At 57.7% G+C, this 24338-nt stretch carries 19 protein-coding genes and 1 pseudogene; 11 read left to right on the top strand and 9 right to left on the bottom strand.

Features of this window, described 5'->3' with window-relative positions; genetic code table 11:
- The first annotated feature begins 103 nt into the window (after positions 1–103).
- The 4 genes and pseudogenes from H6973_20450 (at position 104) to H6973_20435 (ending at position 8053) form a co-directional block, all read left to right on the top strand.
- A complete protein-coding gene (locus H6973_20450; GenBank protein ID MCP5127890.1) occupies positions 104–1741 on the top strand; it encodes an NAD(P)-binding protein in 1638 nt (545 codons plus the stop codon).
- A gap of 115 nt (positions 1742–1856) precedes the next feature.
- Positions 1857–5438 (top strand): pyruvate:ferredoxin (flavodoxin) oxidoreductase, encoded by a 3582-nt coding sequence (nifJ, locus tag H6973_20445; protein MCP5127889.1) that lies wholly within the window; start codon positions 1857–1859, stop codon positions 5436–5438.
- 105 nt (positions 5439–5543) lie between these two features.
- Positions 5544–6545, top strand: coding sequence for a dihydroorotate dehydrogenase-like protein (locus tag H6973_20440; protein MCP5127888.1), 1002 nt, complete (start codon positions 5544–5546; stop codon positions 6543–6545).
- Positions 6546–6878: 333 nt separating this feature from the next.
- A pseudogene (locus H6973_20435) lies at positions 6879–8053 on the top strand (IS630 family transposase).
- Positions 8054–8256: 203 nt separating this feature from the next.
- Here H6973_20435 and H6973_20430 read toward each other — a convergent pair.
- Both H6973_20430 and H6973_20425 read right to left on the bottom strand, forming a co-directional pair.
- Positions 8257–8622, bottom strand: a complete 366-nt coding sequence (locus tag H6973_20430) for a transposase (GenBank protein ID MCP5127887.1) — start codon at positions 8620–8622, stop codon at positions 8257–8259.
- Complete coding sequence (locus tag H6973_20425; GenBank protein ID MCP5127886.1) at positions 8623–9312, bottom strand: IS630 family transposase; 690 nt, start codon at positions 9310–9312, stop codon at positions 8623–8625.
- A gap of 256 nt (positions 9313–9568) precedes the next feature.
- Here H6973_20425 and H6973_20420 point away from each other — a divergent pair, with 256 nt between their 5' ends.
- From H6973_20420 to H6973_20410, 3 genes are all read left to right on the top strand, one after another.
- Positions 9569–10795 (top strand): beta-lactamase family protein, encoded by a 1227-nt coding sequence (locus tag H6973_20420; GenBank protein MCP5127885.1) that lies wholly within the window; start codon positions 9569–9571, stop codon positions 10793–10795.
- 146 nt (positions 10796–10941) lie between these two features.
- Positions 10942–11220, top strand: coding sequence for a hypothetical protein (locus H6973_20415; GenBank protein MCP5127884.1), 279 nt, complete (start codon positions 10942–10944; stop codon positions 11218–11220).
- Positions 11221–11224: 4 nt separating this feature from the next.
- Entirely contained in the window at positions 11225–11524 is a 300-nt protein-coding gene (locus H6973_20410) for an SDR family NAD(P)-dependent oxidoreductase (protein ID MCP5127883.1), read from the top strand.
- A gap of 198 nt (positions 11525–11722) precedes the next feature.
- On the opposite strand, the gene H6973_20405 is transcribed toward H6973_20410, so the two are convergent.
- Positions 11723–12001: a helix-turn-helix domain-containing protein gene (locus tag H6973_20405; protein ID MCP5127882.1), complete on the bottom strand. Its 279-nt coding sequence runs from the start codon at positions 11999–12001 to the stop codon at positions 11723–11725.
- 227 nt (positions 12002–12228) lie between these two features.
- On the opposite strand from H6973_20405, the gene tldD reads away from it, so the two are divergent.
- From tldD to H6973_20390, 3 genes are read left to right on the top strand one after another with little or no spacing between them, the layout of a single operon-like run.
- A complete protein-coding gene (gene tldD, locus H6973_20400) occupies positions 12229–13674 on the top strand; it encodes a metalloprotease TldD (GenBank protein MCP5127881.1) in 1446 nt (481 codons plus the stop codon).
- Positions 13674–15023 carry a metalloprotease PmbA gene (pmbA, locus tag H6973_20395; GenBank protein ID MCP5127880.1) on the top strand — a complete coding sequence of 450 codons (1350 nt, stop codon included), beginning with the start codon at positions 13674–13676 and terminating at the stop codon, positions 15021–15023. Before tldD ends, pmbA begins: the two co-directional genes overlap by 1 nt.
- 48 nt (positions 15024–15071) lie before the next feature.
- Entirely contained in the window at positions 15072–15365 is a 294-nt protein-coding gene (locus H6973_20390) for a polyhydroxyalkanoic acid system family protein (GenBank protein MCP5127879.1), read from the top strand.
- A 4-nt stretch (positions 15366–15369) separates the two neighbouring features.
- Here H6973_20390 and H6973_20385 read toward each other — a convergent pair whose 3' ends face one another.
- Positions 15370–16098, bottom strand: coding sequence for a hypothetical protein (locus H6973_20385; protein MCP5127878.1), 729 nt, complete (start codon positions 16096–16098; stop codon positions 15370–15372).
- Positions 16099–16243: 145 nt separating this feature from the next.
- Here H6973_20385 and H6973_20380 point away from each other — a divergent pair, with 145 nt between their 5' ends.
- Positions 16244–16948, top strand: coding sequence for a Crp/Fnr family transcriptional regulator (locus tag H6973_20380; GenBank protein ID MCP5127877.1), 705 nt, complete (start codon positions 16244–16246; stop codon positions 16946–16948).
- Between the two features lie 104 nt (positions 16949–17052).
- Here the strand turns inward: H6973_20380 and H6973_20375 are convergent, their stop codons facing one another.
- From H6973_20375 to H6973_20355, 5 genes are all read right to left on the bottom strand, one after another.
- Positions 17053–17706 carry a FecR domain-containing protein gene (locus H6973_20375; GenBank protein ID MCP5127876.1) on the bottom strand — a complete coding sequence of 218 codons (654 nt, stop codon included), beginning with the start codon at positions 17704–17706 and terminating at the stop codon, positions 17053–17055.
- Positions 17707–17724: 18 nt separating this feature from the next.
- Positions 17725–19956 (bottom strand): CHASE2 domain-containing protein, encoded by a 2232-nt coding sequence (locus H6973_20370; protein MCP5127875.1) that lies wholly within the window; start codon positions 19954–19956, stop codon positions 17725–17727.
- 28 nt (positions 19957–19984) lie between these two features.
- Complete coding sequence (locus tag H6973_20365) at positions 19985–21628, bottom strand: 50S ribosome-binding GTPase (GenBank protein MCP5127874.1); 1644 nt, start codon at positions 21626–21628, stop codon at positions 19985–19987.
- 158 nt (positions 21629–21786) lie between these two features.
- A complete protein-coding gene (locus tag H6973_20360; GenBank protein ID MCP5127873.1) occupies positions 21787–22542 on the bottom strand; it encodes an ATP-binding protein in 756 nt (251 codons plus the stop codon).
- A 16-nt stretch (positions 22543–22558) separates the two neighbouring features.
- Positions 22559–24088: an IS21 family transposase gene (locus tag H6973_20355; GenBank protein MCP5127872.1), complete on the bottom strand. Its 1530-nt coding sequence runs from the start codon at positions 24086–24088 to the stop codon at positions 22559–22561.
- Between the last annotated feature and the right edge of the window lie 250 nt (positions 24089–24338).

Raw genomic sequence — 24338 nt, 5'->3', positions numbered from 1 at the left:
GTTGAAAACGATCGAACACGACCGCCAGCACGACCCGGTCGGCGCTGCGCCTTGAACGGTCGGCGATTTTTCACCACCAGACGATTGCGAAGAGAAGCAAACGATGACTGACCAGCCTATCAACATGACACGCCCGTTGGACCTGACGCACGAGAAGCGTAATGTCGGCCCGCAGCGCATCCAGCGGCCGATTTACGCGGATTTGCTGCCGACGTGCAACAATGCCTGTCCGGCAGGCGAGAATATTCAAGCCTGGCTGACGCACGCCCAGGCCGGGCGTTTCAAAGAAGCCTGGCAGAGCCTGACCGAAAACAATCCCATGCCGGCGATTCATGGCCGGGTGTGTTACCACCCCTGCGAAAGCGCCTGCAACCGGGGCAAGCTCGATTCTTCGGTCAGCATCCATGCGGTCGAACGCTTCCTTGGCGATCTGGCCTTGCAGGAAAACTGGCAATTCGAGGTCACCGCGCAACCGACCGGCAAGCGGGTGTTGGTGGTCGGCGCCGGCCCCAGCGGCTTGTCCGCCGCCTATCACCTGGCCCGCCTGGGTCACGAAGTGGAAATTCATGAAGCCGGACCGATGGCCGGCGGCATGATGCATTTTGGCATTCCCTCTTACCGCCTGCCGCGCGATGTACTGGACGCCGAGGTGAAGCGCATCGAAACCATGGGCGTCAAGATCGTTCTGAACCATCGGGTCGATGACCTGTTGGCTGAGAAGCGGCAAGGCGATTTCGACGCCATCTTTGTCGCGGTCGGCGCCCATATCAGCAAGCGCACCGAAATCCCGGCGCGCGATGCCGGCAAGATGTTCGACGCCATCAACTTTCTCAAGGATGTGGAAACGGGCAATGCGCCCAAGCTGGGCCGGCGCGTCGCCATCTACGGCGGCGGCAACACGGCGATGGACGCCGCCCGCGTCGCCAAGCGGCTGGGCTACGAACCGTTGATCATCTACCGCCGCGACCGCGCCCACATGCCCGCTCATGAGTTCGAGGCCGATGAGGCGCTGGAAGAAGGCGTCAAAATTCACTGGCTGCGCACGATCAAGAATATTGAGGAAAACCAATTCACCGTCGAGGTGATGGAGATCGACGAGAAGGGTCGGCCGCGTCCGACCGGTCAGTTTGAGACGCTGGAGGCCGATGCCTTGATTCTGGCGCTGGGGCAGGACGTAGATACCAGCTTCATGCAAAAGGTGCCGGGCGTACAGTTCAAGGCCGACGGCGTGGTGATCGTCAACGACCAGATGATGACCGGCAGTCCGGGTCTGTTCGCGGGCGGCGACATGGTGCCTTCCGACCGCACGGTGACCATCGGCGTTGGCCACGGTAAGAAAGCCGCCCGCCATATCGACGCCTGGTTGCGCGGCGAATCTTATGCCAAGCCGCCCAAGCATGATCTGGCGACCTTCGACAAGCTGCATGTTTGGTACTACACCGACGCCGCCCAGCGCCCGCAGGGTCATTTGGACATGAAGGTTCGCCAGAGCAGTTTCGAGGAAGTGGTGGCCGGGCTGGGGCCCAAGGAAGCGGTTTACGAGGCCAAGCGCTGCCTGTCCTGCGGCAACTGCTATGAATGCGACGGCTGCTTTGGCGCCTGTCCCGAAGACGCCGTGATCAAGCTGGGACCCGGCAAACGCTACCGCTACAACTACGATCTCTGCACCGGCTGCGCTGTCTGTTTTGAGCAGTGTCCCTGCCATGCCATCGAGATGATCCCGGAACCGGCGGAAGCGTAATCATTCGCCCCCATCCCCTCACCGCCGACCCCTCTCCTGCCAGGAGAGGGGGAGCGCATGGTGATCAAAAACCACCTGCCCGCTCCATCACAGCGGGCCAAGAGAGAAGCACGAAATGACTGAACGGCAAGTTACCACCATTGACGGTAATGAAGCGGCGGCCTACGTCGCCTACCGGGTGAACGAAGTCTGCACCATCTATCCCATCACCCCGTCTTCGACGATGGCCGAGTTGGCGGACCAATGGGCTTCGGAAGGCGTGAAAAACATCTGGGGCAGCGTGCCCCTGGTGATGGAGATGCAGAGCGAGGGCGGCGCAGCGGGCGCGGCGCACGGCGCGTTGCAAACCGGGGCGTTGACCACCACGTTCACCGCCTCGCAGGGACTCATGCTCATGATTCCCAACATGTACAAAATCGCCGGCGAACTCACGTCAGCAGTATTCCACGTCGCCGCCCGCTCCCTGGCGACCCAGGGTTTGTCAATTTTCGGCGATCACCAGGACGTGATGGCGGTGCGCCCGACCGGTTTCTGCCTGCTGGCTTCCGGTTCGGTGCAGGAAGCCCACGACATGGCGCTGATCGCCCAGATGGCCACCCTGGAAGCGCGGGTGCCCTTCATCCACTTCTTCGATGGCTTCCGCACCTCGCACGAGGTCAACAAGCTTACGTTGTTGTCGGATGACGAGATCCGGGCGATGATCCGCGATGACCTGGTGCTGGCGCATCGCGCCCGGGCGCTGAATCCAGATCGGCCCTTCATTCGCGGCACGGCGCAGAATCCCGATGTCTATTTCCAGAGCCGTGAAACGGTCAACCCGTTTTACGCCAAGGTGCCGGGCATCGTACAGGGGGCGATGGACCAGTTTGCCAGCGTCACCGGCCGTCGCTATAACCTGTTTGACTACTTCGGCGATCCGAATGCTGAACGAGTGATTATTCTGATGGGTTCCGGGCAGGAAACCGCTTGTGAAACCGCAGACTATCTCAATGCGCGCGGCGAGAAGGTTGGTGTGATCCTGGTTCGCCTTTTCCAGCCGCTGTCGGCCTCTCATTTCCTGGCGGCCTTGCCGGCCAGCGTCAAATCCATCGCCGTCCTCGAACGCACCAAGGAACCAGGGGCGACGGGCGAGCCGATGTACCTGGAAGTGGTCAATACCCTGGTGGAAGCGCAGACCGCCGGCACGTTGCCCACCCCGACCTTCCCGAAGGTGATTGGCGGTCGTTACGGGCTGTCCTCCAAAGAATTCACCCCAGCGATGGTCAAGGCGGTGTTCGACGAATTAAGCAAGACGCGGCCAAAGAACCATTTCACGGTGGGCATTGTCGATGACGTGACGCACACCAGCCTGGACGTCGATCCGACGTTCATCATCGAATCCGATAAAGTCGTGCGCGCCATGTTCTACGGGTTGGGCGCGGACGGCACGGTGGGTGCGAACAAGAACTCAATCAAGATCATCGGCGACGATCCCGAGTTTTACGCCCAGGGCTATTTCGTTTACGACTCCAAGAAATCCGGCTCGCAGACGGTTTCCCATCTGCGCTTCGGTCCCGATCCGATTCGCTCGCCCTATCTGGTGCAGTCAGCTAACTTCATTGGTTGCCACCAGTTCAACTTCCTGGATCGCGGCGATGTGCTCAAGAATGCTGCGCAAGGCGCAGTGCTGCTATTGAACACCAGCCCCTACCAGCCGGAGCAGGCGTGGGATCGGTTGCCGCGCCCGGTGCAGGAACAGATCATCGCTAAGAAACTCAAGGTCCACGCGATCAACGCCGAGCAGGTCGCCCGCGATAACGGCATGGGAACGCGGATCAACACCATCATGCAGACCTGTTTCTTTGCCATTTCCGGGGTGCTGCCGCGCGATAAAGCCATTGAGAAGATCAAGTACTCGATTAAAAAGAGCTACATGCGCAAGGGCGAAGAAGTGGTGCGCAAGAACTTCGAAGCGGTCGACAATACCTTGACTAACTTGCGCGAAATTCCAGTGCCGGCCCAGGCTACCAGCACCCGTGAATTACCGCCAACGGTCCCCGCCAACGCGCCGGAATTCGTTCAGAAAGTAACGGCGATGATGATGGCCGGGCGCGGCGATGAACTGCCGGTCAGCGCGCTGCCGGTGGACGGCACCTATCCCAGCTCCACCACCCAGTGGGAAAAGCGCAATATCTCCACCTTCGTGCCGATCTGGGAGCCGGATGTCTGCATTCAGTGCGGCAATTGCAGCATGGTCTGCCCACATGGCGTGATCCGCTCCAAGTTCTACAACGAGGCCAACCTGAGCAGCGCGCCCAAGGCGTTCAAGGCCGCTCCCATCGACGCCCGAGGCTTCCCGGAAATTCGCTATACCTTGCAGGTCTATCTGGAAGACTGCACCGGTTGCGGACTGTGCGTGGAAGTCTGCCCGGCCAAGAGCAAGGAACAGACCGGACGCAAGGCCATCAACATGGCGCTCAAGGAGCCGGTGCTAGAGAACGAGCGCGCGAATGTGAGTTTCTTTGAGACCTTGCCGGAAGTGGACCGTGGCCGGGTGGATTTTTCGACAGTGCGCGGGGTGCAATTCCTGCCGCCGCTGTTCGAGTTCTCCGGGGCCTGCGCCGGTTGCGGCGAGACGCCTTATGTCAAGATGCTCTCCCAACTGTTTGGCGACCGCTTGCTGGTGGCGAATGCGACCGGTTGCTCTTCAATCTACGGTGGCAATCTGCCGACAACGCCCTGGTCGATTAACAATGAAGGACGCGGCCCGGCCTGGTCCAACTCGCTGTTTGAAGACAACGCCGAATTTGGCCTGGGTTTCCGTCTGACTGCGGATAAACATCTGGAGTACGCACGCGAGCTGCTGCAAGCGCTGGCCGGACAGATCGGTGCTGATCGCGTGGACGAATTGTTGAGCGCCGAGCAGGTGACCGAGATCGACATTCGCCGGCAACGTGGGCGGGTCGCGGATTTGAAGCAACGTTTGCAGGAGATCAACGATCCCCGCGCAGCGCAATTGCTGGCGGTCGCCGATCAACTGGTGCGGCGCAGCGTCTGGATTGTCGGCGGCGATGGCTGGGCCTACGACATCGGTTCCTCCGGCGTCGATCACGTCCTGGCCAGCGGTCGCGATGTGAACGTTCTGGTCATGGACACCGAGGTGTATTCCAATACCGGTGGCCAGATGTCGAAATCCACCCCGATGGGCGCCGTCGCCAAGTTCGCTGCGGCGGGCAAACATATCGGTAAGAAAGACATCGCGTTGCAGGCCATCTCCTACGGTAATGTCTATGTCGCGCGTGTCGCCTTGGGCGCTAATCCACAGCAGGCGCTGCTAGCCTTCCGCGAGGCCGAAGCTTACCAGGGACCGTCGCTGATTCTGGCCTACAGCCACTGCATTGCCCACGGCATCAATATGCAGCGCGGACTGGATCAACAACATCTGGCGGTGGAGAGCGGTCATTGGCCCTTGTTCCGCTACAACCCGATGGTGCATGAATCCAACGAGAACCCGTTTGTTCTGGATTCCGGGCGTCCGAAGATTCCGCTCAAGAAATACGCCTATAACGAGGTGCGCTACAAGGTGCTGGCTCACACCAACCCGGCGGAAGCCGAGCACCTGATGGACATGGCCCAGCAGGCGATTAACAGGCGCTGGTCGGTGTATGAGGACATGGCGACCCGTAGCGGCGGTACGTTTGTGCCCAAATTCAAGTAACCAAAGTATCCGGCGTTAGGCGTCAGAGGTCAGATACGGACCTGCAACCTGGCAGCCTGATGCCTGGAGTCTGGAACCTGATCCCTTATTTCTGAAGGAATGAACATGGATTTAACCACCACTTACATGGGGATGAAACTGAAGCATCCCATCGTGGCGTCATCATCGCCATTATCGGGAAGTGTGGCGAGCATCAAGCGCCTGGAAGACGCAGGCGCGGCGGCGATCGTCATGTTTTCCCTGTTCGAGGAGCAGTTAAAGCATGAAAGCGCTGCCCTGGAACACCTGATGACCGCCGGCACCGAGAGCTTCGCCGAGTCGCTGAGCTATCTGCCGGAAGTGGATGACTACACGGTGGGTCCGGATAGTTATCTCGATCTGTTGCGCCGGGCGTCCGAGGCTGTAGATATTCCGGTAATCGGCAGTCTTAACGGCATCACCAATACCGGCTGGATCGAGTATGCCCAATTGATGCAACAGGCCGGGGCTAAAGGCATCGAGCTGAATATCTATTACATTCCCGCCGATTTGACCACCAATGGTCGAGAAGTCGAGGAGCGTTACATCAAGATTGTCAAGGCGGTCAAGGAATCGGTCACGATCCCCGTTGCCGTTAAACTGAGTCCGTTCTTCAGCGCCATCGGTTCCATGGCCAAAGCGCTGGACAATGTCGGCGTTGATGCACTGGTGCTGTTCAATCGCTTCTATCAGCCGGATTTCGATTTAGACAAGCTGGAAGTGGCGCCGAATCTGAATTTGAGTACCCCGGATGAGATTCGCCTGCCCTTGCTGTGGATCGCCGTGCTGTACGGGAAACTAAAAGCTTCTCTAGGAGCGACGCGCGGGGTGCATACCCCGGTTGAAGTCGTGAAGTACTTGATGGCTGGCGCCGATGCGGTGATGACAACCTCGGCGTTGCTCAAGAATGGCGTCGATTATCTGACCACTCTGCGTGATGGTTTGCAGGCGTGGATGGAGATGAATCAGTACCAGTCGGTGACGCAGATGAAAGGGTCGATGAGCCAGCAGAATGTGGCTGATCCGACTGCTTTTGAGCGCGCCAATTACATCAAGACGCTCGAAAGTTTTAAGAGCGATTACATTTAAGCCGTTGAGTATTGGGTCTGATTGACCTCTGTTCTTTCGCTTGGAGGTCTTGCGGGGATTGCGGGGAGCGCAATCCCCTTTTTTCTGGCCGCCTGTTTGATTTGGAAGAACTGTCTGTAAGGGATCACCGGGCTGCGCCAGCGGTTGCTGGGCAGCGTTGTTATACCGTTTCTCAATGGATTTTGAATCGTCAATTCCCCCCTTGTATTGTCTTGCTAATAGTTATCCCCATAAAAATCATGCTAGAGCTTGTTCGAGACTAGTGGGCTGACACAGAAGTTTTGACAGGTAGCGGTGGGTGCCCTATGGTTGAGATCAACAGGAGGAATCACCATGGCCCACAAGTATCTGGTTGATCTAACTGAAGAGGAGCGGGAAGACCTGCTGAAGGTCATTCATAAAGGCAAGGCAGCGGCGCGCAAGGTTGCCCGTGCCCATGTGTTGCTGCAGGCTGCGGAAGGGGCGACGGATGAGGCCATTGCCCAAAGCCTTCACTTGGGGATTTCGACCGTTCATCGTACCCGTCAACGGTTTGTCGACGAAGGGTTGCTGGCGGCGTTAAGCGAGCGGCCACGAGTCGGTTTGCCCCCGGCCTTGACCGGCAAACAGGCCGCCTTTCTGGTCGCCTTGGCCTGTAGTACCCCGCCCGCTGGCCGTTGTCAGTGGACTCTCCAATTGTTAGCGGACCGCTTCATGGAACTCCGGCCCATCGAAGCCATTTCCCGTGAGAGTGTGCGGCGCATCCTTAAAAAAACGACCTCAAACCCTGGCAACGTCAAGAATGGTGTATTCCCAGTGTCAGTCCCGATTATGTTTGGCATATGGAGGATGTGTTGGACCTGTACGCCGAACCCGATGATCCTCAATACCCCCAAGTGTGCTTCGATGAAAGTCCGGTGCAATTGACCAGCGAAACCCGCTGTCCTCAACCCGCCCGCCCGGGTCAACCGGCGCGCTATGACTGTGAATACAAACGCGAAGGCACCGCCAATTTATTTCTATTCGTACAACCCTTGCGCGGGTGGCGTCATGTTAATGTCACGAAACAGCGCACCAAACGCGATTTTGCCCAGCAAATGCAGCAACTCGTTGATGTGTACTTTCCGAAGGCGGAGCGAATCCGGTTGGTCGTGGATAACCTCAATACCCACACTCCTGCGGCCTTGTATAGTGTCTTTTCTCCAGAGGAAGCCCGCCGGATCACCCGCAAGCTCGAATTTCATTACACCCCCAAGCATGGCAGTTGGCTCAATATGGCGGAATGTGAGTTCGCTGTTCTCGCCGGCCAGTGTTTGAATCGCCGCATTGCGAACCTCGAAACTTTGCGGAAGGAAATCGCCGCTTGGCAAGGCCCACGCAACCTACGTCAGACCAAAATCCACTGGCAGTTCGGCACCGACTTGGCCCGGGTCAAACTCAAGCGCCTCTATCCTCCCTTGAAATCTTCTGAAACCCCGGTGGACCTAGAAACCTCTGAACCTGTCAAAACTTCTGTGTCAGCCCACTAGCATATTGAGTATCAGGAAGCCCAAAGAATGATTTGACCCTTTCCTTAAATTCTTTTAGCTTTATCAAAGCAGAATAAACATGTTGTCTGAAATCAGCCCTGTTTTTAATGGAAATAAATTTGTATAGCGTTATGACAACGAAATACGACAAGAAAATGAGCTTGCGAATGTTATTGTCTTGCTAATAGTTATCCCCACAAAAATCATGCTGGAGCTTTTTCAGGATTAGCGTATTGAGTATCAGGGAGCCTAAAAAATGATTTGACCCTTTCCTGAAATTCTTTTAGCTTTTCCAAAGCAGAATAAACGCGCGCTCTGAAATCAGCCCGGTTTTTAATTGGCTCCTTTTCCAGATGATCATTTTTGATCTCATTCCAAACCTGTTCATCCGGATTTAACTCTGGCGAGTGGGGGGGAAGAAAGAACAAGCGGATTTGTTTTCGATGCGTCTCAAGAAAGGCTTTGACTTCTTTCGAGGTATGATAAGACGCATTGTCCGTGATGACAATTAATGGGCGCTCTCGACCCTCTAATGCCTTCTCTAAAAAGGCAATGAAAACCCCACTCACTCATTTTTGAGTGGTCACTTCAAATATTAACTCGCCCGTCGCCGTAACCATCGATAAAATGTGAAACCCACCCCGGTCATCACTCACTTTAATTTCAGGCGGATGACCGACTAAGCCCCACGTCCGTCCAGAACGCGTATGGCCTTGAACCCATGACTCATCCTGAAACGCAATATCCGCTCCAAGTTCTTGAGCCCGCTTCTGAATCTCTTTAAATTCTTCATTAATAAACTTTTTAACTTCCTCCTGATCCTGGTTTAAGGCATGATAACAAGGTTTTTGACAACTCAGTCCTAATTGATGTAAATGCAGACGAACCGTGGCATCCGATACCCATAAACCAAAGTACTCTTTCAATAAATTAACCATGATCTCTAAAGTCCATAAAACCGTATCATAGCCATGATCCGCCGGCGTCGTATTGAGTATCGTTTCTTTTAACCATCGATCAATATCCGGAGTCATCACACACGTGGCGCCGAGCGCTTTCCGGGTATCCAGGGCTTCTTCTCCTTCATAACGATAGTTGCGAAGCCAATCATAAATACTCGTTCGGTCGATACCCAAAAAATCAGCAACAAGCTCCGGACCATAATGCTTCTCTTCGACCGCGCGAACCGCAATACGCCGGATGTAATTCATCACTTCATCCGGTATTTTACGTGCATCAAACATCCATTCCGCGTTCATTGCCGCACCTCCTCTATAAATTTAGAGTCTCTAAAGAGGTCTTCTATAGTTATTAGACAATTTGATTAACGCTCAGTTCGTTGATAATGTAGGGATAATCGTTGGCAAGCCTATACCAGGATGGCTAATTAACTGGGGTTTCTCTATTGCATTATTGCTCTCCGGGTGCGCTGGTGTCCCACCCTGGCCGACGAATATCGCCCGCAACGACTATGAGCCGGCCAGGCAATATCTGTCAGCTTTGATAAAGCAGGACATGGCGAAACACGATGTCAAGGGACTAAGTATTGCACTTGTTGATGACCAAAAAGTCGTGTGGGCCGAGGGTTTCGGCTTTGCCGACGCCGCTAACAATGTGCCTGCGACCGCTGATACGGTGTATCGTATCGGGTCGATCTCCAAGGTGGTAACGGCCACCGAGATCATGCGATTGGTCGAATATGGCAATGTCCAGCTGGACAAGCCGGTCACGGATTATGTGCCGGAATTTTCCATCCGCAATCGTTTCGCAGACAGCAAGCCCATCACCTTGCGTGCTCTACTTGCACATCACTCCGGAATGCCGTCGGATGTGCTCAAAGGTATGTGGGTTGACCACCCCGTTTCCCTCGCGGAGTATGTCAGAGCATTGAGTGAAGAGAGTCTCGCAAGTCCACCGCAATCGTTATACAAGTACTCCAATATCGACTACAGCTTGCTCGGCAGGGTTATCGAGAACGTCGAACATCAGGAATTCTCCAGCGCCATGCAGCAAAACCTGTTAATGCCCTTGGGAATGGCGGATTCCTCCTTCCAGCTCACACCGGATATCGAACATCGCTACGCCCGCGGCTATCGCAAGGGAAAGGACGCGCCCCGCTTATCGTTGCGCGATACCCCTGCGGGGGGCATGCTATCCAGCGTAAATGACATGAGCCGCTGGCTGCGGTTCATCTTTGCCGATGGCAGTGCGCAGGGTATGCAAATCATCAAACCGGAAACACTGCAGAAAATGTTCAAGCCACAGTTCGCTGGCCTCGATCTGGATTTCGACCACAAAATCGGCATGGCCTGGATGCTGAGCGGCCTTTCCGCCCCTGGAGGTCAGCCGCTGGCGTGGCACAACGGCGGATTCCCTCCCTATCAGGCACACCTTTCACTGCTGCCCAAACAAAAGCTGGGTGTAATCATTCTTACCAACAGTGATGAGGCGTCTCAGTTCATCACCAAGCTCGGCACTCGCGCGCTTGAACTCGCTTATGAGACCAAGTATGGCGCGCCCCACCGACACGCGATACCACCAATCCAACACCCGAGCCGATGCGAATGTCGCACGATCACCTCGCCCGTTATGCCGGACATTACGCGATGTTCAACGGCCAACTCGGGTCCATTACCGTGGACGGAGATCAACTCAAGACTTCGCTGTTTGACAGGAGTTTCACGCTGCAGCCAGTTAGTGCCGACACCTTCGTACCAAAGGCCAACGTGGCATTCGGTTTGATCTCTATACCGATTGATACATTGTCCATTCGATTTATAACGGTGCAAGCAAAGGATGTGGCCTTACTGGAAGGGTTGCCCGCGCCTTTTGCGTTTGAGCGAGTGCCGAGCGTTGACATACCCGACGCTTGGCGCAAGAGAGAGGGCATGTATCAAACAGACACAACCGATGAGCAGTTCGACTTCAAGCAGGCTGAACTCGTAACCGAATCGGGAATTCTTGTATTCAAAGCGGTGATCGCCTCCAAGAACGGTGTCGATCCAGAAACCAGAGTGACATATGCCTTGCAGGCGATCTCTGATGACGAAGCCGTTATCGCGGGAATCGGTAACGGTGAAGGAAGTGTGGTACGCGCAACAGATTTGAGCAACGGCACTGAACTTGTTTATTCAGGATTTCGATTTGTCCGCATTGACAACCGATAACATTATGTTGCCCACCACGAGAAGCAAAAGGAATAAAAAAACTATCATTATCGGAGCATCATCGGGAATTGGAAAGGAGTTGGCGCTGATTCTTTTTCAGTACGGTTGTATGGTCTGTGCAACAGGTAGACGGATAAACCTCCTTGAATCGCTCCGGCCAGAGTTATCTTCTCCATCGCTGATACGAGGAATGGATGTTTCCGATACCAACAGTGCCATCGAGGTATTCAATTCAGTCAGAGAAGAGTTTGGTGAAATTGATTTAGTTGTAATATCTGCAGGGACAGGATTTATAGCCAGGTAGGTCGGGCACCGGACGTGCCCGACATGCGCCCACCACCCCCGTGAACCGGTCGGGCAACGCTGCGCTTTTGCCCGACCTACCATTGGAGGTTATTTATTGCGAGCTGCCTTAAGCATCAATGGCGATAAGCAAGGCAAGTGACTCACTCGCCGTTTGCTCCAGTTGCCGCAGGGCAGGAGAGTGGCGGGGATTTGCAGGTTAGCCAGTCGCCAACTCGCGCAGGATTTCCGGGTGGGTTTCCGCCACGCGCAGCAAGGTCTTGGCCGCGCCCGTGGGCGAGCGCCTCCCCTGTTCCCATTCCTGCAAGGTGCGGACGGAGATGCCGAGCAGCGCGGCAAACTGGGATTGCGACACGCCGACCGCATTGCGGGTTGCCGCAATCGGCGGAACCGCAACCCGAGTGACTCGCGCCCCTTCTCCGGCTTTCATTTCCCGCACGGACGCCAGGAGCTTTTCGCCGAGTTCCCGACCGGTCATCACGGATTCAGCCAGGTAGGTCGGGCATCGGACGTGCCCGACATGCACCCTCCACCCCCATGAACCCGTCGGGCAACGCTCCGCTTTTGCCCGACCTACGTCGCTTGGAGGTCTTGCGGGGATTGCGGGGAGCGCAATCCTCTTTTTTCTGGTCTCAACTTTAGTATGATCGATCCTGATCCACAAATGACTGTCTCGCATCGATATGCGTCTACTTGAGATCAACCATGACGACTGACACGCTTACGCTTGCCCGCCATCAACTATTAACGCCTGCTGGTCTCGGCGAGGATGATTTGCATCGCGCCTTGAGTTGCCTATTCGGCCATGCCATAGACAGCGGCGATTTGTATTTCCAGCAACGCCGCGCGGAATCCTGGAGTCTGGAGGATCAGCAGGTTAAAACCGCCAGCCATGCGATCCAACAGGGGGTCGGAGTTCGGGCGATCAGCGGGGAAAAAACCGGTTTCGCCTATTCCGATGAACTGATGATGCCGGCATTGCTGGAAGCCGCAACCGCTGCCCGCGCCATCGCGCAACAAGGCGGGGAAGGGCGGCTCCAGGTCTGGCGCGCTAGCCAAAGGCCCGCCTTGTACGAACCTCTCGATCCGCTGGATACTTTAACCGCCGAGGCCAAGGTGGAATTGCTGGAGAAACTGGACGCTGAAGCGCGCCAGCAAGACCCGCGCGTGACGCAAGTCATGGTCAGCCTGGCTGCGACCCAGGATACGATTCTGGTCGCGGGCAGCGATGGGACGTTGGCCGGTGACGTGCGGCCCCTGGTGCGCGTGAATGTGTCGGTGATTGTTGAACAGAACGGTCGCCGCGAGCAAGGCAGTTCCGGCGGCGGCGGTCGGGTCGGTTACGGCTGGTTTCTGGATGAAGAACGCGCCCTGGGTTACGCCCGGGAAGCAGTGCGGCTCGCGCTGGTCAATCTGGAGGCAGTCCCTGCGCCGGCCGGGACTCTGCCGGTGGTGCTGGGGCCGGGTTGGCCGGGAATTCTGCTGCATGAGGCGATCGGCCACGGCCTGGAAGGCGACTTCAACCGCAAGGGTACGTCCGTGTTCACCGGGCGCATCGGGGAACGCGTGGCTTCCCCATTGTGTACGGTCGTAGATGACGGGACGCTGGCCCACCGGCGCGGTTCGTTGAACATCGATGATGAAGGAACGCCGACCCAATGCACCACGCTGATTGAGCGGGGCGTTCTCAAGGGCTATTTACAGGACAAGCTGAACGCTCGGCTGATGAAAACTGCGCTGACCGGCAATGGCCGGCGCGAGTCCTACGCGCATTTGCCGCTGCCCCGGATGACCAACACTTATATGATGCCCGGCGAACACGATCCGGCGGAAGTGATTGCTTCGGTCGAGCGAGGGCTGTACGCCGTTAACTTTGGCGGCGGTCAGGTGGATATTACTTCGGGCAAATTCGTGTTTTCCGCCAGCGAGGCGTATTTAATTGAAAACGGTCGCGTCACCCGTCCGGTCAAAGGCGCCACGTTGATCGGTAACGGCCCGGATGTGCTCACCAAAGTCTCGATGGTCGGCAATGACCTGAAGCTCGATGCCGGTGTTGGAACCTGTGGCAAGGATGGGCAGAGCGTACCCGTCGGTGTAGGCCAGCCGACATTGAAAGTCGAGGCATTGACCGTGGGGGGGACGCAGGCGTGATGAAAACAGCCCAACCTATCGCGCCCCTGCCGGCGCGCGAGCACCTGGAAAATCTGGTTGCCGACATCCTTGCCGAGGCGCGCGCCCAGGGTGCGACTGCCGCTGAAGCAGCGGTCAGCTTCGGTAGCGCCCTGTCGGTCACCGTGCGGCTGGGCGAGGTCGAGACCCTGGAGCATCACCGTCAACGCGGACTGGGGGTCACGGCCTACTTTGGCCAGTGTCGTGGTTCGGCCAGCACCGCCGATTGGCGGGCGACGGCGATTCGCGACACGGTGCAAAGCGCTTGCGCCATTGCCCGCTATACCGCCAGCGACCCTTGTGCTGGATTGGCCGATCCCGATCGGCTGGCGCGGGACATTCCTGATCTTGATCTCTATCATCCCTGGCCGTTAGCCGCCGAAGACGCCATCGCCCTGGCCCGTGAGTGTGAAGCAGCGGCTTTGGCATTGGATCCCCGAATTCGCAATTCCGAGGGCGGCAGCATCGCTACGCACACCGGATTAGTCCTTTATGGCAACTCGCACGGCTTTTGCGGCGGTTATCCCACCACGCACCATTCCCTGAGTTGTTCGGTGATCGCCCAGGATAACGGGGAAATGCAGCGTAATCATTGGTACACGGCGGCGCGCGACCGCGATGAATTGGAAACGCCGGTTGCGGTCGGACAAAAAGCCGGTCAACGCGCCTTGCGCCGGTTGGGGAGTCGCCGGTTGAGTACGCGCCAGGTTCCGGTATTGTTTGCGCCGGAACTGGCGCGCGGGTTAATCGGTCATTTTGTTGGGGCCATTCGCGGTGGCGCGCTGTACCGCAAGGCGTCGTTCCTGCTGGATCGGCTCGGTACGCCGGTTTTCCCGGAATTTATGACGATTCGCGAACGGCCCCACTGGCCCAAGGCGCTGGGCAGCGCGCCTTTCGACAATGAAGGGGTGGCGACGGCCAATCGGGATGTGGTCGCTGGCGGGATCTTGCAGGGCTATGTGCTGGACAGTTACTCGGCGCGCCGGCTGGGGATGGAGACCACTGGCAATGCCGGCGGCACGCATAACCTGATCGTCGAACCCGGTCCGCTGGGTCATGAAGAATTGCTACGGCAACTGGATACCGGGTTGTGGGTGACGGAACTGATGGGCCACGGCGTTCATCTGGTGACCGGCGACTATTCCCGTGGCGCGTCAGGTTTCTGGGTGGAAAAAGGCCAAATTCAATATCCGGTTCACGAAATCACCATCGCCGGGAATCTGAACGAAATGTTCAGGGACATCGCAGCGGTAGGCAACGACGTGGATGTGCGTGGCGGCATCCGTTGCGGTTCGCTGCTGGTGGAAAAAATGACCGTAGCGGGAGAATAACCTATCATGGCGATTTGATAAAAATGATTCATCAATAGCGAGTTGGAAATGTCCCACATTGTTATGCATCGCGATCATCCCTTGACTCTCGATCAGGCCCGTGAAGCGGCGGAAACGATTGCTGCGCAATTGGCCGACCGCTATGCAATCAGTCATCATTGGCAAGATGATTCGCTGTATTTTGAGCGCTCCGGCATCAGTGGCCAAATCGATCTGGAACCGGGCGCGATTCGGATCAGCATACGGCTGGGTTTTCTACTGGCCCCGTTCAAGCATCAGTTGGAGCAGCAGATTCAACAGGAGTTGGATGCGATGTTTGGCGCTGCGCCTGATGGGGTTTAATTCTCTATTCCCGTTCCAAATCCAGCGGATGAGCATGATCGGTCCGCATACGCTCCAAAATGGCGCTCTCGCGGCTGACAATTGTCGCGATGAAAATTGCGGCGTACTGGCCCATCTGGCGAAAGGCGTGGAATCCGGCGTCCAGGAAATGGTGCAATTCGCCTACTCCAGCCAGACGCGCCGGAGTCTTCGCCACTTTGAGCGCGGTATGAATAAAGGGTTTTTGCACGATTCTTCGCAAGTCCTGACCCAGTTGCCCAACCAGTTCGATTTGGCGCTGGCGCAACTCGTAATTGGCGCAACGGCGGTAGGCAGCGACATAAACCGCTTCGTTCATCGATTCATGAAAGTCGAATTTCGACGCCAGGATCCGCGTGATTTGCGCATCGAGTTCGTAGGAGAGCGCATTTAGCTCCAGCGCCAGCGCGGCTGTGTGCAAGACGCTGGCCGGTAAGATGCGGGTCATCATCGGCACAATGCGCGCCAAGTCGTGTTCGCGCTGCTGGAAATCCCGATCGCCATAAATCTCGTCGAGAAAGAACTCTGCTGCTGGCCGGTAGCGTGGGTTAGCCAGGAGATCGGCGTAGGTGCGGCTCAGCCGCGCCGACTGCCAGCGGCGCAACCCGCCAAATTCCCGCTCGATGCCGGTGACGCCGCCATGATGGAAGGATTGGCTGCGTTGTAGTTGATCCAGTAACCGCACGGTGCTTGAGGAGAGGTCATCTTGGTTCATGCCGGGCGCTCGCAGGAAATCCTGACGTTCTTATTGATAAAGGATAGCTGGATTAAGTCTTTCCTGATTGCCACAATTAGCCGTCCGGTTGCTCAAACAGTCGAAGGGTGGTTGTTATGACCCACCACAACTCAGAGTTCCTTTAATGAAAACCGTACCGATCCGTGTCGCCTGGTTGGGAGAGCAGGATTGCCGTGATTGCGCTGTCCGCAATTCAGCATTGTTTGCCGGTTTGCAGGAAGTGGATTTCGGTGAGTTGCATCAGCCGATTGAAGACATCATTCTGGAACCGCCAGCGGTGTTGTATCGGATTGGCGAGCGCGGTCGAGTCGTATTTACCTTGCGGCGGGGACTGGTCAAGCTGGTGAAGTACCTGCCCGACGGCAACCAGCGCATCGTTCGACTGCTCCGCCATAGCGACACGTTGGGGCTGGAGGCGTTGTTAGGTCAGCCTTATCCACACGACGCCATTGCGCTGACCCGCTGTGAGATTTGCACGATTCCCGTCAGTCTGGTGGATCGCCTGAGCCATGAGCAGTCGCGTCTGTGTCATGAATTGATGGTGCGTTGGCAACAGGCGCTGGCGGAGGCCGATCGCTGGTTGGCGGAATTTTCCACCGGCACCGCCCGCCAGCGGGTGGCGCGGCTGTTGCTCTGGTTGTCTGAAACCGCGCCGGGGCAACCCGTGCCGCTGTTTGGCCGGGAGGATTTAGGCGCGATGCTCGGACTGACTACTGAAACCGTGAGCCGCACTATCGCTGAATTACGCCGCAATGGCTTGATTCAGGAGATGCCTCATAATCAATTGACGCTCGACCAGTCCGGGTTGCGGCACATCGCCGATGGATAAGTAAATCCCCCCTCACCTCCCTTTGCTAAAGGGGGGACGAAGAGCAAATCCCCCCAGCCCCCCTTTGAAAAAGGGGGCTGGGGGGGATTTCGCACAGCCACGCATTACCACACGACGGTTTGCAGTGCCGACCGAACCTTTTCCTTCCCCCACGCCTTGGCAGGCATCGGCGTTTGGCCGGCGCTTTCCACTGTCGTGCCTTCTCCGGCCTGTTGCAGTTCCACGCGTTGCCCGGCGCTTTCGACGTACACGCCTTTGCCTTTCAACATCACGACATCGAGCGTCTCTGACCCCGCATTCAGCAGGTTGAAACCGCCCCATAACTCAGTGCCGCGAATGCCGATGGTCGCCACCGGCGTTTGAACCCGCCAATCCTCGCGGGTTGGCGCTTCAGCGCGAGCTTGCGTTGTCGCCGCTCGAAAGACGCCTTTGAACAACTCGAACAACGAGCCACTGTCCTTTGGGGACACGCCCTGCGCTTGTCGAATCAGAAATTCGGTGTTTGCGCCTAATGTGAGGATCGTTCCGTCCTGCATCCGCGCTTCCAGGCGGGCTTTAGCGCCAGTCACGATCCGGTCGTCAATATGCAGTGGTTGACCCAGCGCAAGTGAACGGCGACCCGCAGCATTCTCGATCACGACTTCGCCGCGCACTCGGGTAACGTAACCGGCGATATCGGGTGGACGCTCCGCATATCCAGTCACAGTCCATAGCCACAACGTCATGAATAGCGACAAGTACTGGCTTAAACGCAACATGGTTTCTTACCTCGTAAGTTATTTTGCGGTCAACGTAAACACTCCATCCCACCCCGTGGCGCAGGGATGAGCGCGTAACGCCGCGATCCGTTCCACATAAATTTTATACAACGGCTGTTCTGGATACCGGGTTTTTAACGCTTCAAACCGGGCGCTGGCCTGATCCCAGTCGCCAGCCCGATAGGCCGCCAGCGCCTCGTCGTATTTGGCCAATTCTTCATGCAGCGTTTGCGGTAAAGCATCGATTACGCCGAGCGGTTCGAACAGCGTGACTGGTTGCGAGCGGCCCTTGACGCGCACGCAATCCAGTTCTCGACAGACAAGCTTGGGAACGGCAGCGCGCGTCGTCTCGCTGATGACGATCGTCGCCCCATATTGTTTGGCGGCCCCTTCCAGCCGTGACGCCAGGTTAACGGCGTCGCCCAGCACCGTGTAAGCCACGCGGAATTCCGAACCCATGTTGCCGACATTCATGAGTCCGCTATTAACGCCGATGCGGATGCGCAGGGAAGGCCAGCCGCGCGCATGCAATTCCGGCATCAGCGCCTCCAGCCGCGCTTTCATGCCCAGTGCGGCATGAACGGCATGGCGCGCATGATCGGGATCAGGCAGCGGCGCTCCCCAGAACGCCATGATGGCGTCGCCAATATACTTGTCCACCGTGCCGCGTTGTTCGTGAATAACCTGGGTCAGCGGCGTGAGGATGAATTGCATCAAGCGGGTCAACTGATGGGGGTCCAACGTCTCGGAAAGCGTGGTGAAATCTTGAATGTCACTGAACAACACGGTCATGTCCCGGCTTTCCCCGCCCAGCGCGTAACCTCCCGGTTGCTGGCTCATCTCCGCCACCAGTTCACGCGGCACGTATTGGCCAAACAGGCGGGTCAGATGCCGTTCGCGGCGGGTTTGGATGAAATAACCGTAGCTGCTGTGCAACAGGTACAGCAACAGCAAGAGCAGCAGGGCCGAAGCCAGCGGGAATACCCAGTTCAATGCCTGCCAGGCGTACAGATTCAGCGCCACGGTCACGGCAGCTAAAACCAGGGTTCCCAGCAACGCTTTCAGGGGTGATGCAAACCCCAGCGCCACACTCAGCCCGCCCAGGAACAGGAGCAACAAGGTTTCCAGACCAGCGCTAAACGCAGGTTGGCGCTTGATGCGCTGATCGAGCATTCCGGCGATCAGATTGGCGTGAATTTCAACGCCGGGGTAAATGTTTTGCACCGGAGTCGCGCGCAAGTCCAGTAGACCAGCGGCAGTGGTTCCAACCAGCACAATCGCACCGGATAATAGTCCAGGATCGGCTTGGCGGTTGAGGAGAGTCCGGGCGGAAAGGTAGGGAAAACTGCCTTGCGGTCCGCGATAGGGGATTAACACCGCGCCCTGCGCATCGACAGGGATATCGAAGACGCCCACGCGCACGGCTTCTACCCGCTGTCCATTGGGATTGCGATAGCCTGCGCCGCTGATCATCTCCAGCGCGGGGCCGCCCATCAGAGTGCGCAACACGGCGAGGCTGAGATTTGCGTAAAGCTGGTCGTCATAGCGCAACAGCAGGGGCAGTCGGCGGATCAATCCATCCTGATCCACCAGCGGGCTGTTAAAGAATCCACCGCCCTGGGCGCGGGTCTGCAACAACGGCAGGTTGGCGCTGTAACCGGCGGCGGCAGCAAACGGGCTGGGAGCGCCGGCCAAAATCGTCAGTGGCGCGGCGGCGGGCGGCAGTTGCCCCTTGCGTAAATCCTGACCCTGCTGGCCCGGCAACGCGAAGGAATAACCGAGGATAACTGGGCGATCGCGCAGACTGGCGGCGAAGCGTTCATCGCCCGACAACCGGGTGCGTAGATCCATCCATTCCTGTTGAAACGCTGCATCTTCGCGCAACGCGCCTTGTGCAAGAGCTTGCAGAACCGCTAGGGCTGAATGACGTTCGGCTTCCGGGAAAACCACGTCGAAGGCGAGTAACCGAATCTGATAGTCATTGAACAGAATATCCACGAGTTCCGCTAACCGTTGGCGCGGCCAGGGCCATTGACCTTCCTGGAGCAAGCTGTCCTCGTCGATATTCACGATCACGATGCGTGGATCGACCTCGCCAGGCAGGGTTAACCGTAAGCGGGCATCGTAGGCGAATGATTCCAATTGATGGACCAGCGCTAGTGGGTAAAGACCGCTGGCGTGCAGCATCAGTGCTAGTATGACGCCCAGACTTAGGGCGATGCGCAGCAGAATATGAGCAGTGCGTGGCATAGAGGCAATCCTGTTTTTAACCCACCGTTCACCCCGGCAACTTCAGCAACCACCGGCCAGCGTTCACCAGTTGCTGGCGTAGCAACGTCCAGTTTTCAGCACGTTTGCGGTGCTCCAGACAGCGCAGAAACCGCGCTTTGATGGCTTCATCCTGCCGGTCGAGCATCGCCGCCCAGAGTGCGTCGTCGACGTTGTAAACCCGCTCCCCAGCTAGACAAACGGGAATGACTTGGGCCACCGGAATCGCCAGGTCTTCCGCCACGGCTTCGACAGCAGCGCGGATATGCGTGGCCTTGACGCCCTGGGGATGTAGTAAATCATAGGGCGGCTGCCATTCCCGATGGGGACGCAGTTGATCAATATGGCTGACGGCGACCAATAGGGGCGGCGGTCGACGCTCCGCACGTTCTGCAAATTGCTGGCGCAGCCAGTCCAGGCGCAGCCGATCTGGTTGCCGGTCGGGGCGATGCGCGGCGCAGACCCAGAGAATCATGTCGGCCTCCATCACGGCGTTCTGTAAGGTTTTTTCATTGAACCGTAACCGTTCAGTCCCCCCCTTTAACAAAGGGGGGTGAGGGGGGATTTTGGCTCCGTCGCCCGTGCGCAATCCCCCCCGGCCCCCCTTTTTCAAAGGGGGGAGGTGAACGCTTACATTGAACCCATCGGTGTCAGAGCCGGGTGTATCGAAGATCAGGGCCGCAATCAGTCCTTCACGCTCCAGCCGATAAGGCGTCAATTCCGTTGTGGTGTCCGGTAAAATATCGGTCGCGGCGGTCAATCGGCCAAACAGGGCGTTAATCAGGCTGGATTTGCCTGCGTTGGTTCGGCCCATCACCAGGATCTGCAAGGGTTCGCCGGTTTGTAACCGTTCAGTCCCCTCCTTTAACAAAGGGAGGTGAGGGGGGATTTTGGCCTTCGGTTCGTCATCGCTCAGGGTCAGCCGTCCGCTGTACAGTTCGATGGCGTAGTAACCGACCTTGCGCACATATTCCCGCAGCAGCCAGCGCTGGGTTTCGGTCCACGCCTGGCTATAGGCTTGGCCGCGCAGATGGCCCCAGGCTTCGCTTAACAGGGCATCCAGGGGATTGACCACCAGTCGGCCCGTGCGATAGAGGTTCACCCATCGCTGGGCGGCGTCTTTCCAGCGCCAGGCGCGCAGTAGATCGCCGATCGTCAGGCGGTGGCTGAGTGGGATATGCGCGGTGACCGTAGCGCGCATATCGTGGCTGGCGCGTTCAATGATCAACAGGGTATGCGGTACGGTCAGTTCCAGCAGGGGCCGTGCTTCCGCCGGATGATAGTAGCGGGCAACGGCGTCCAGGGTGTTCTGACCCAGCGTCCACAACCGGCTGCCGTCGTTTAAGGGCCAATCTTCCGGCTTTACGTCTCCGGCCAATCGCTCGATGATTTCCCAGGCGGCATCGGCTTTAGGCGGCCAGTGCGAGTCAGGCGCGGTCGCCGCATCCGCCAGCAAACGGCGATCCTTGCGTAACAGCCAGTGTTGCAGTCCATAACCAGCGGCGCTGCAAGCGACCATGGCCGCCAGCCAGCCATACAGCATTCCGGTTTGCCAGAGCCAGAACGCGCCCAGCGGCAACAGCGCTGCAATGGGCAATGCCCATAGCAGCAACGCGATCAGACGCAGGCGGTCCAGACGGTTGAACAGGATCATTTACCTTATCTGATACCGTTTCTCGATAAGTGTTGAATCATAGGTGCGTATTTCACTGATGCCGGCCATCCATTTCACGGGATGACGGCCGGCGAGTTCAGTCGAAGGCGGCAGCGTATTTCACTCGGTCGGAGCGCAGCGACGCAGTGGATGAGTGTTTACTGTTCCGTGATGGAGTTCGTCAAGGGGGTTTTACGTTTTCGTAAGGATTCTCCGGTCAGGTTGAGGGTGTAGGCGTTATGGACGAGCCGATCGAGGAGGGCATCAGCCAGAGTGGGTTCGTCCAGATAGGCGTGCCAGCTTGCCACGGGCAACTGGCTGGTCACGAGGGTGGATTGACGGTGATGCCGGTCATCGAGGATTTCCAGAAGATCACGGCGGCCCTCGCTGGTGAGCGGTGTTAAGCCCCAGTCATCGATGACCAACACGTGTGCTTTAGCGTACTCGCGTAGCAGCTTGGGATAGCGGCCATCGGCGCGGGCCAACGCCAGTTCAGGGAGCAAGCGGGGCAAACGGACATAGCGCGCGGTATAGCCCAGACGACACGCATGCTGAGCCAAGGCACAAGCAATCCATGTTTTCCCCACGCCGGTGGGGCCGGTAATCAGGCAGTTGAGATGCTCCACAAGCCAGCGTTCACCGAGCAGATGCTGGATGAGGGTTTTATCCAGGCCCCGGGGATGTTGGTAATCCAGGTCTTCCCGGCAGGCTTGCTGGGGCAAACGGGCTTGCTGTAAGCGGTACTGGAGGCGACGATTCGCGCGTTCGGTCAGTTCGCGATCAACCAGGAGACTCAAGCGATCCGTAAAGCTGAGCTGATCGCTATCGGGCATCTGGAGTTGCTCGTGCAAGGCCTGACGCATGCCGCTGAGTTTCAAGGTGTGCAGTTGATCGAGAAGGGGTTGTTTCAGCATGGCGGAGGCTCCTGGGTTATTGGTAATAGCGTGCGCCGCGCACGTTCGCGTGGGTCGCGGTCGAAGGGATGGGCGGTGGCGAAGTCCCCGCATCCGGGAGGCGTTGCTGGTCCAGGCCATGCTTGAGAATCGACTCGATGCTCTTGTAACTCAGTCCCCCAATGGCTAACGCGCGCTGACAGGCGGCCTCCAAGCGGTCGGCGCCATAGGCTTTGCCCAGACGCAAGATGCCCAAGCACGAGCGGTAGCCCTGCTGAGGATGGGGCCGCGTGGCCAGGATACGTTCCACTAGAGTCGCCGTGTGGGGGCCGGTCTGGTGAGCCCAGCGCACTAACCGTTCGGGCGTCCATTCGGCGTACTCCCGATGGGCTTTGGGCATGTGGGCGGTTACGGTGGTATGGCGACCAGGCTGCGGATGGCGGCGATGACAAGCCACCCGCTGACGTTGATGGAAGACCTCGACCGTGGTGGCGGTCAGGCGCACCTCCACTTCCTGGCGCACCAGGAGGTAGGGGACCGAATAGTAATGGCGCTCGATGTCAATGTGATAGTCAATGTTGACGCGCGCTTTTTTCCATTGCGCGAACACGTAGGGTTCGGCCGGTAAGGGACGCAACGCCGGTTGTTCCAGCGTTGCAAACCAATGCTGACGGGAACCGGGGAGTTTTTTGAAGGCGCGCTGATTGAGGGCGTCGCGCAGTTCGCGGATGACCGTGTTGAGTTCGTCGAGACTGAACAGAGTCCGATGGCGCAAGCGGGCCAGAATCCAGCGTTCCACCACGAGCACGCCACTTTCCGCTTTGGCTTTATCACGCGGTTTTCGGACACGCGCGGGGATCACCGCGACGCCATAATGGGCGGCTAACTCCAGATAACTGGGGTTGAGGTCGGGCTCATAGCGGTGCGGCGTCTGGACGCCGGTTTTCAAATTATCTGGAACCACAATTTCCGGGACACCGCCGAAAAATGCAAAGGCCCGGACATGCGCCATGAGCCAGTCATCCAGTCCTTGGGTCCAGGTCGCCTCCACATAGGTGTAATTGCTGGCGCCCAGCACCGCAACAAACACTTGGGCCTGGCGGAGTTCACCCGTGATGCGGTCCACGATGGGCACGGTGGGACCGGCGTAGTCCACAAACACCTTCTCACCGGCCCGATGGGTCTGGCGCATCACCACATCGGTATGCGCCACCCAAGCCCGATACTGCTGGCAGAACCAGGTGTATTGATAGCCCTGGGGATGCGTGGCTTTGTACTCTTCCCACAAGAGCCACAAGGTGACGCCGGGGCGGCGTAATTCCTGGTGGACGGTGGCCCAATCCGGTTTTCCGCGATCCGCAGACCCAGCGGCGGGGCGCGGCGGAAACAACCGTCGTTCCAATTCATCGGCCATCATGCCCTTGGGCAGGGGCCAACCCAGGCCCGCTCGTCGGGCGCGTTGCAGATACTCTCCGACCGTGCTACGGCCGATCCCGCAACTCCGGGCAATTTGTGGTTGGCTATGGCCCGCCGCCTGCAAACGAAGCACTTCTTGAATCTTGCGCATGGATAACCTCTCAGTCGGCATGAGTTCCTCCTCGGAAAAAAAGGAACCAGCCTACAAGTTGTTAACCTGCGTCGCTGCTCATTGGCGAAACAACCCGCCGCCTTCCGTGTAATGGCCTGCCGCCTTCCGTGAAACGACCTGCCGTCATCCCGTGAAACGACCTGCCGTCATCCCGTGAAACGACCTGCCGTCATCCCGTGAAACGACCTGCCGTCATCCCGTGAAATACGCACATAGGTTCCCCCCTTTA

The organism is Gammaproteobacteria bacterium, from assembly GCA_024235095.1.
Taxonomy (GTDB): Bacteria; Pseudomonadota; Gammaproteobacteria; order Competibacterales; family Competibacteraceae; genus UBA2383.
The sequence above is the reverse complement of the archived record's forward strand: the minus strand, read 5'-3'. Positions and strand labels throughout refer to the sequence as shown.

What these genes read in the sequence shown, in the direction of transcription:
- H6973_20450 (MCP5127890.1), top strand. Translation starts at nt 104, where the DNA reads ATGACTGACCAGCCTATCAACATGACACGCCCGTTGGACCTGACGCAC.
- nifJ (MCP5127889.1), top strand. Translation starts at nt 1,857, where the DNA reads ATGACTGAACGGCAAGTTACCACCATTGACGGTAATGAAGCGGCGGCC.
- H6973_20440 (MCP5127888.1), top strand. Translation starts at nt 5,544, where the DNA reads ATGGATTTAACCACCACTTACATGGGGATGAAACTGAAGCATCCCATC.
- H6973_20425 (MCP5127886.1), bottom strand. Translation starts at nt 9,312, where the DNA reads ATGAACGCGGAATGGATGTTTGATGCACGTAAAATACCGGATGAAGTG.
- H6973_20420 (MCP5127885.1), top strand. Translation starts at nt 9,569, where the DNA reads ATGGCGAAACACGATGTCAAGGGACTAAGTATTGCACTTGTTGATGAC.
- H6973_20415 (MCP5127884.1), top strand. Translation starts at nt 10,942, where the DNA reads ATGTATCAAACAGACACAACCGATGAGCAGTTCGACTTCAAGCAGGCT.
- H6973_20410 (MCP5127883.1), top strand. Translation starts at nt 11,225, where the DNA reads ATGTTGCCCACCACGAGAAGCAAAAGGAATAAAAAAACTATCATTATC.
- H6973_20405 (MCP5127882.1), bottom strand. Translation starts at nt 12,001, where the DNA reads ATGACCGGTCGGGAACTCGGCGAAAAGCTCCTGGCGTCCGTGCGGGAA.
- tldD (MCP5127881.1), top strand. Translation starts at nt 12,229, where the DNA reads ATGACGACTGACACGCTTACGCTTGCCCGCCATCAACTATTAACGCCT.
- pmbA (MCP5127880.1), top strand. Translation starts at nt 13,674, where the DNA reads ATGAAAACAGCCCAACCTATCGCGCCCCTGCCGGCGCGCGAGCACCTG.
- H6973_20390 (MCP5127879.1), top strand. Translation starts at nt 15,072, where the DNA reads ATGTCCCACATTGTTATGCATCGCGATCATCCCTTGACTCTCGATCAG.
- H6973_20385 (MCP5127878.1), bottom strand. Translation starts at nt 16,098, where the DNA reads ATGAACCAAGATGACCTCTCCTCAAGCACCGTGCGGTTACTGGATCAA.
- H6973_20380 (MCP5127877.1), top strand. Translation starts at nt 16,244, where the DNA reads ATGAAAACCGTACCGATCCGTGTCGCCTGGTTGGGAGAGCAGGATTGC.
- H6973_20375 (MCP5127876.1), bottom strand. Translation starts at nt 17,706, where the DNA reads ATGTTGCGTTTAAGCCAGTACTTGTCGCTATTCATGACGTTGTGGCTA.
- H6973_20370 (MCP5127875.1), bottom strand. Translation starts at nt 19,956, where the DNA reads ATGCCACGCACTGCTCATATTCTGCTGCGCATCGCCCTAAGTCTGGGC.
- H6973_20365 (MCP5127874.1), bottom strand. Translation starts at nt 21,628, where the DNA reads ATGATCCTGTTCAACCGTCTGGACCGCCTGCGTCTGATCGCGTTGCTG.
- H6973_20360 (MCP5127873.1), bottom strand. Translation starts at nt 22,542, where the DNA reads ATGCTGAAACAACCCCTTCTCGATCAACTGCACACCTTGAAACTCAGC.
- H6973_20355 (MCP5127872.1), bottom strand. Translation starts at nt 24,088, where the DNA reads ATGCGCAAGATTCAAGAAGTGCTTCGTTTGCAGGCGGCGGGCCATAGC.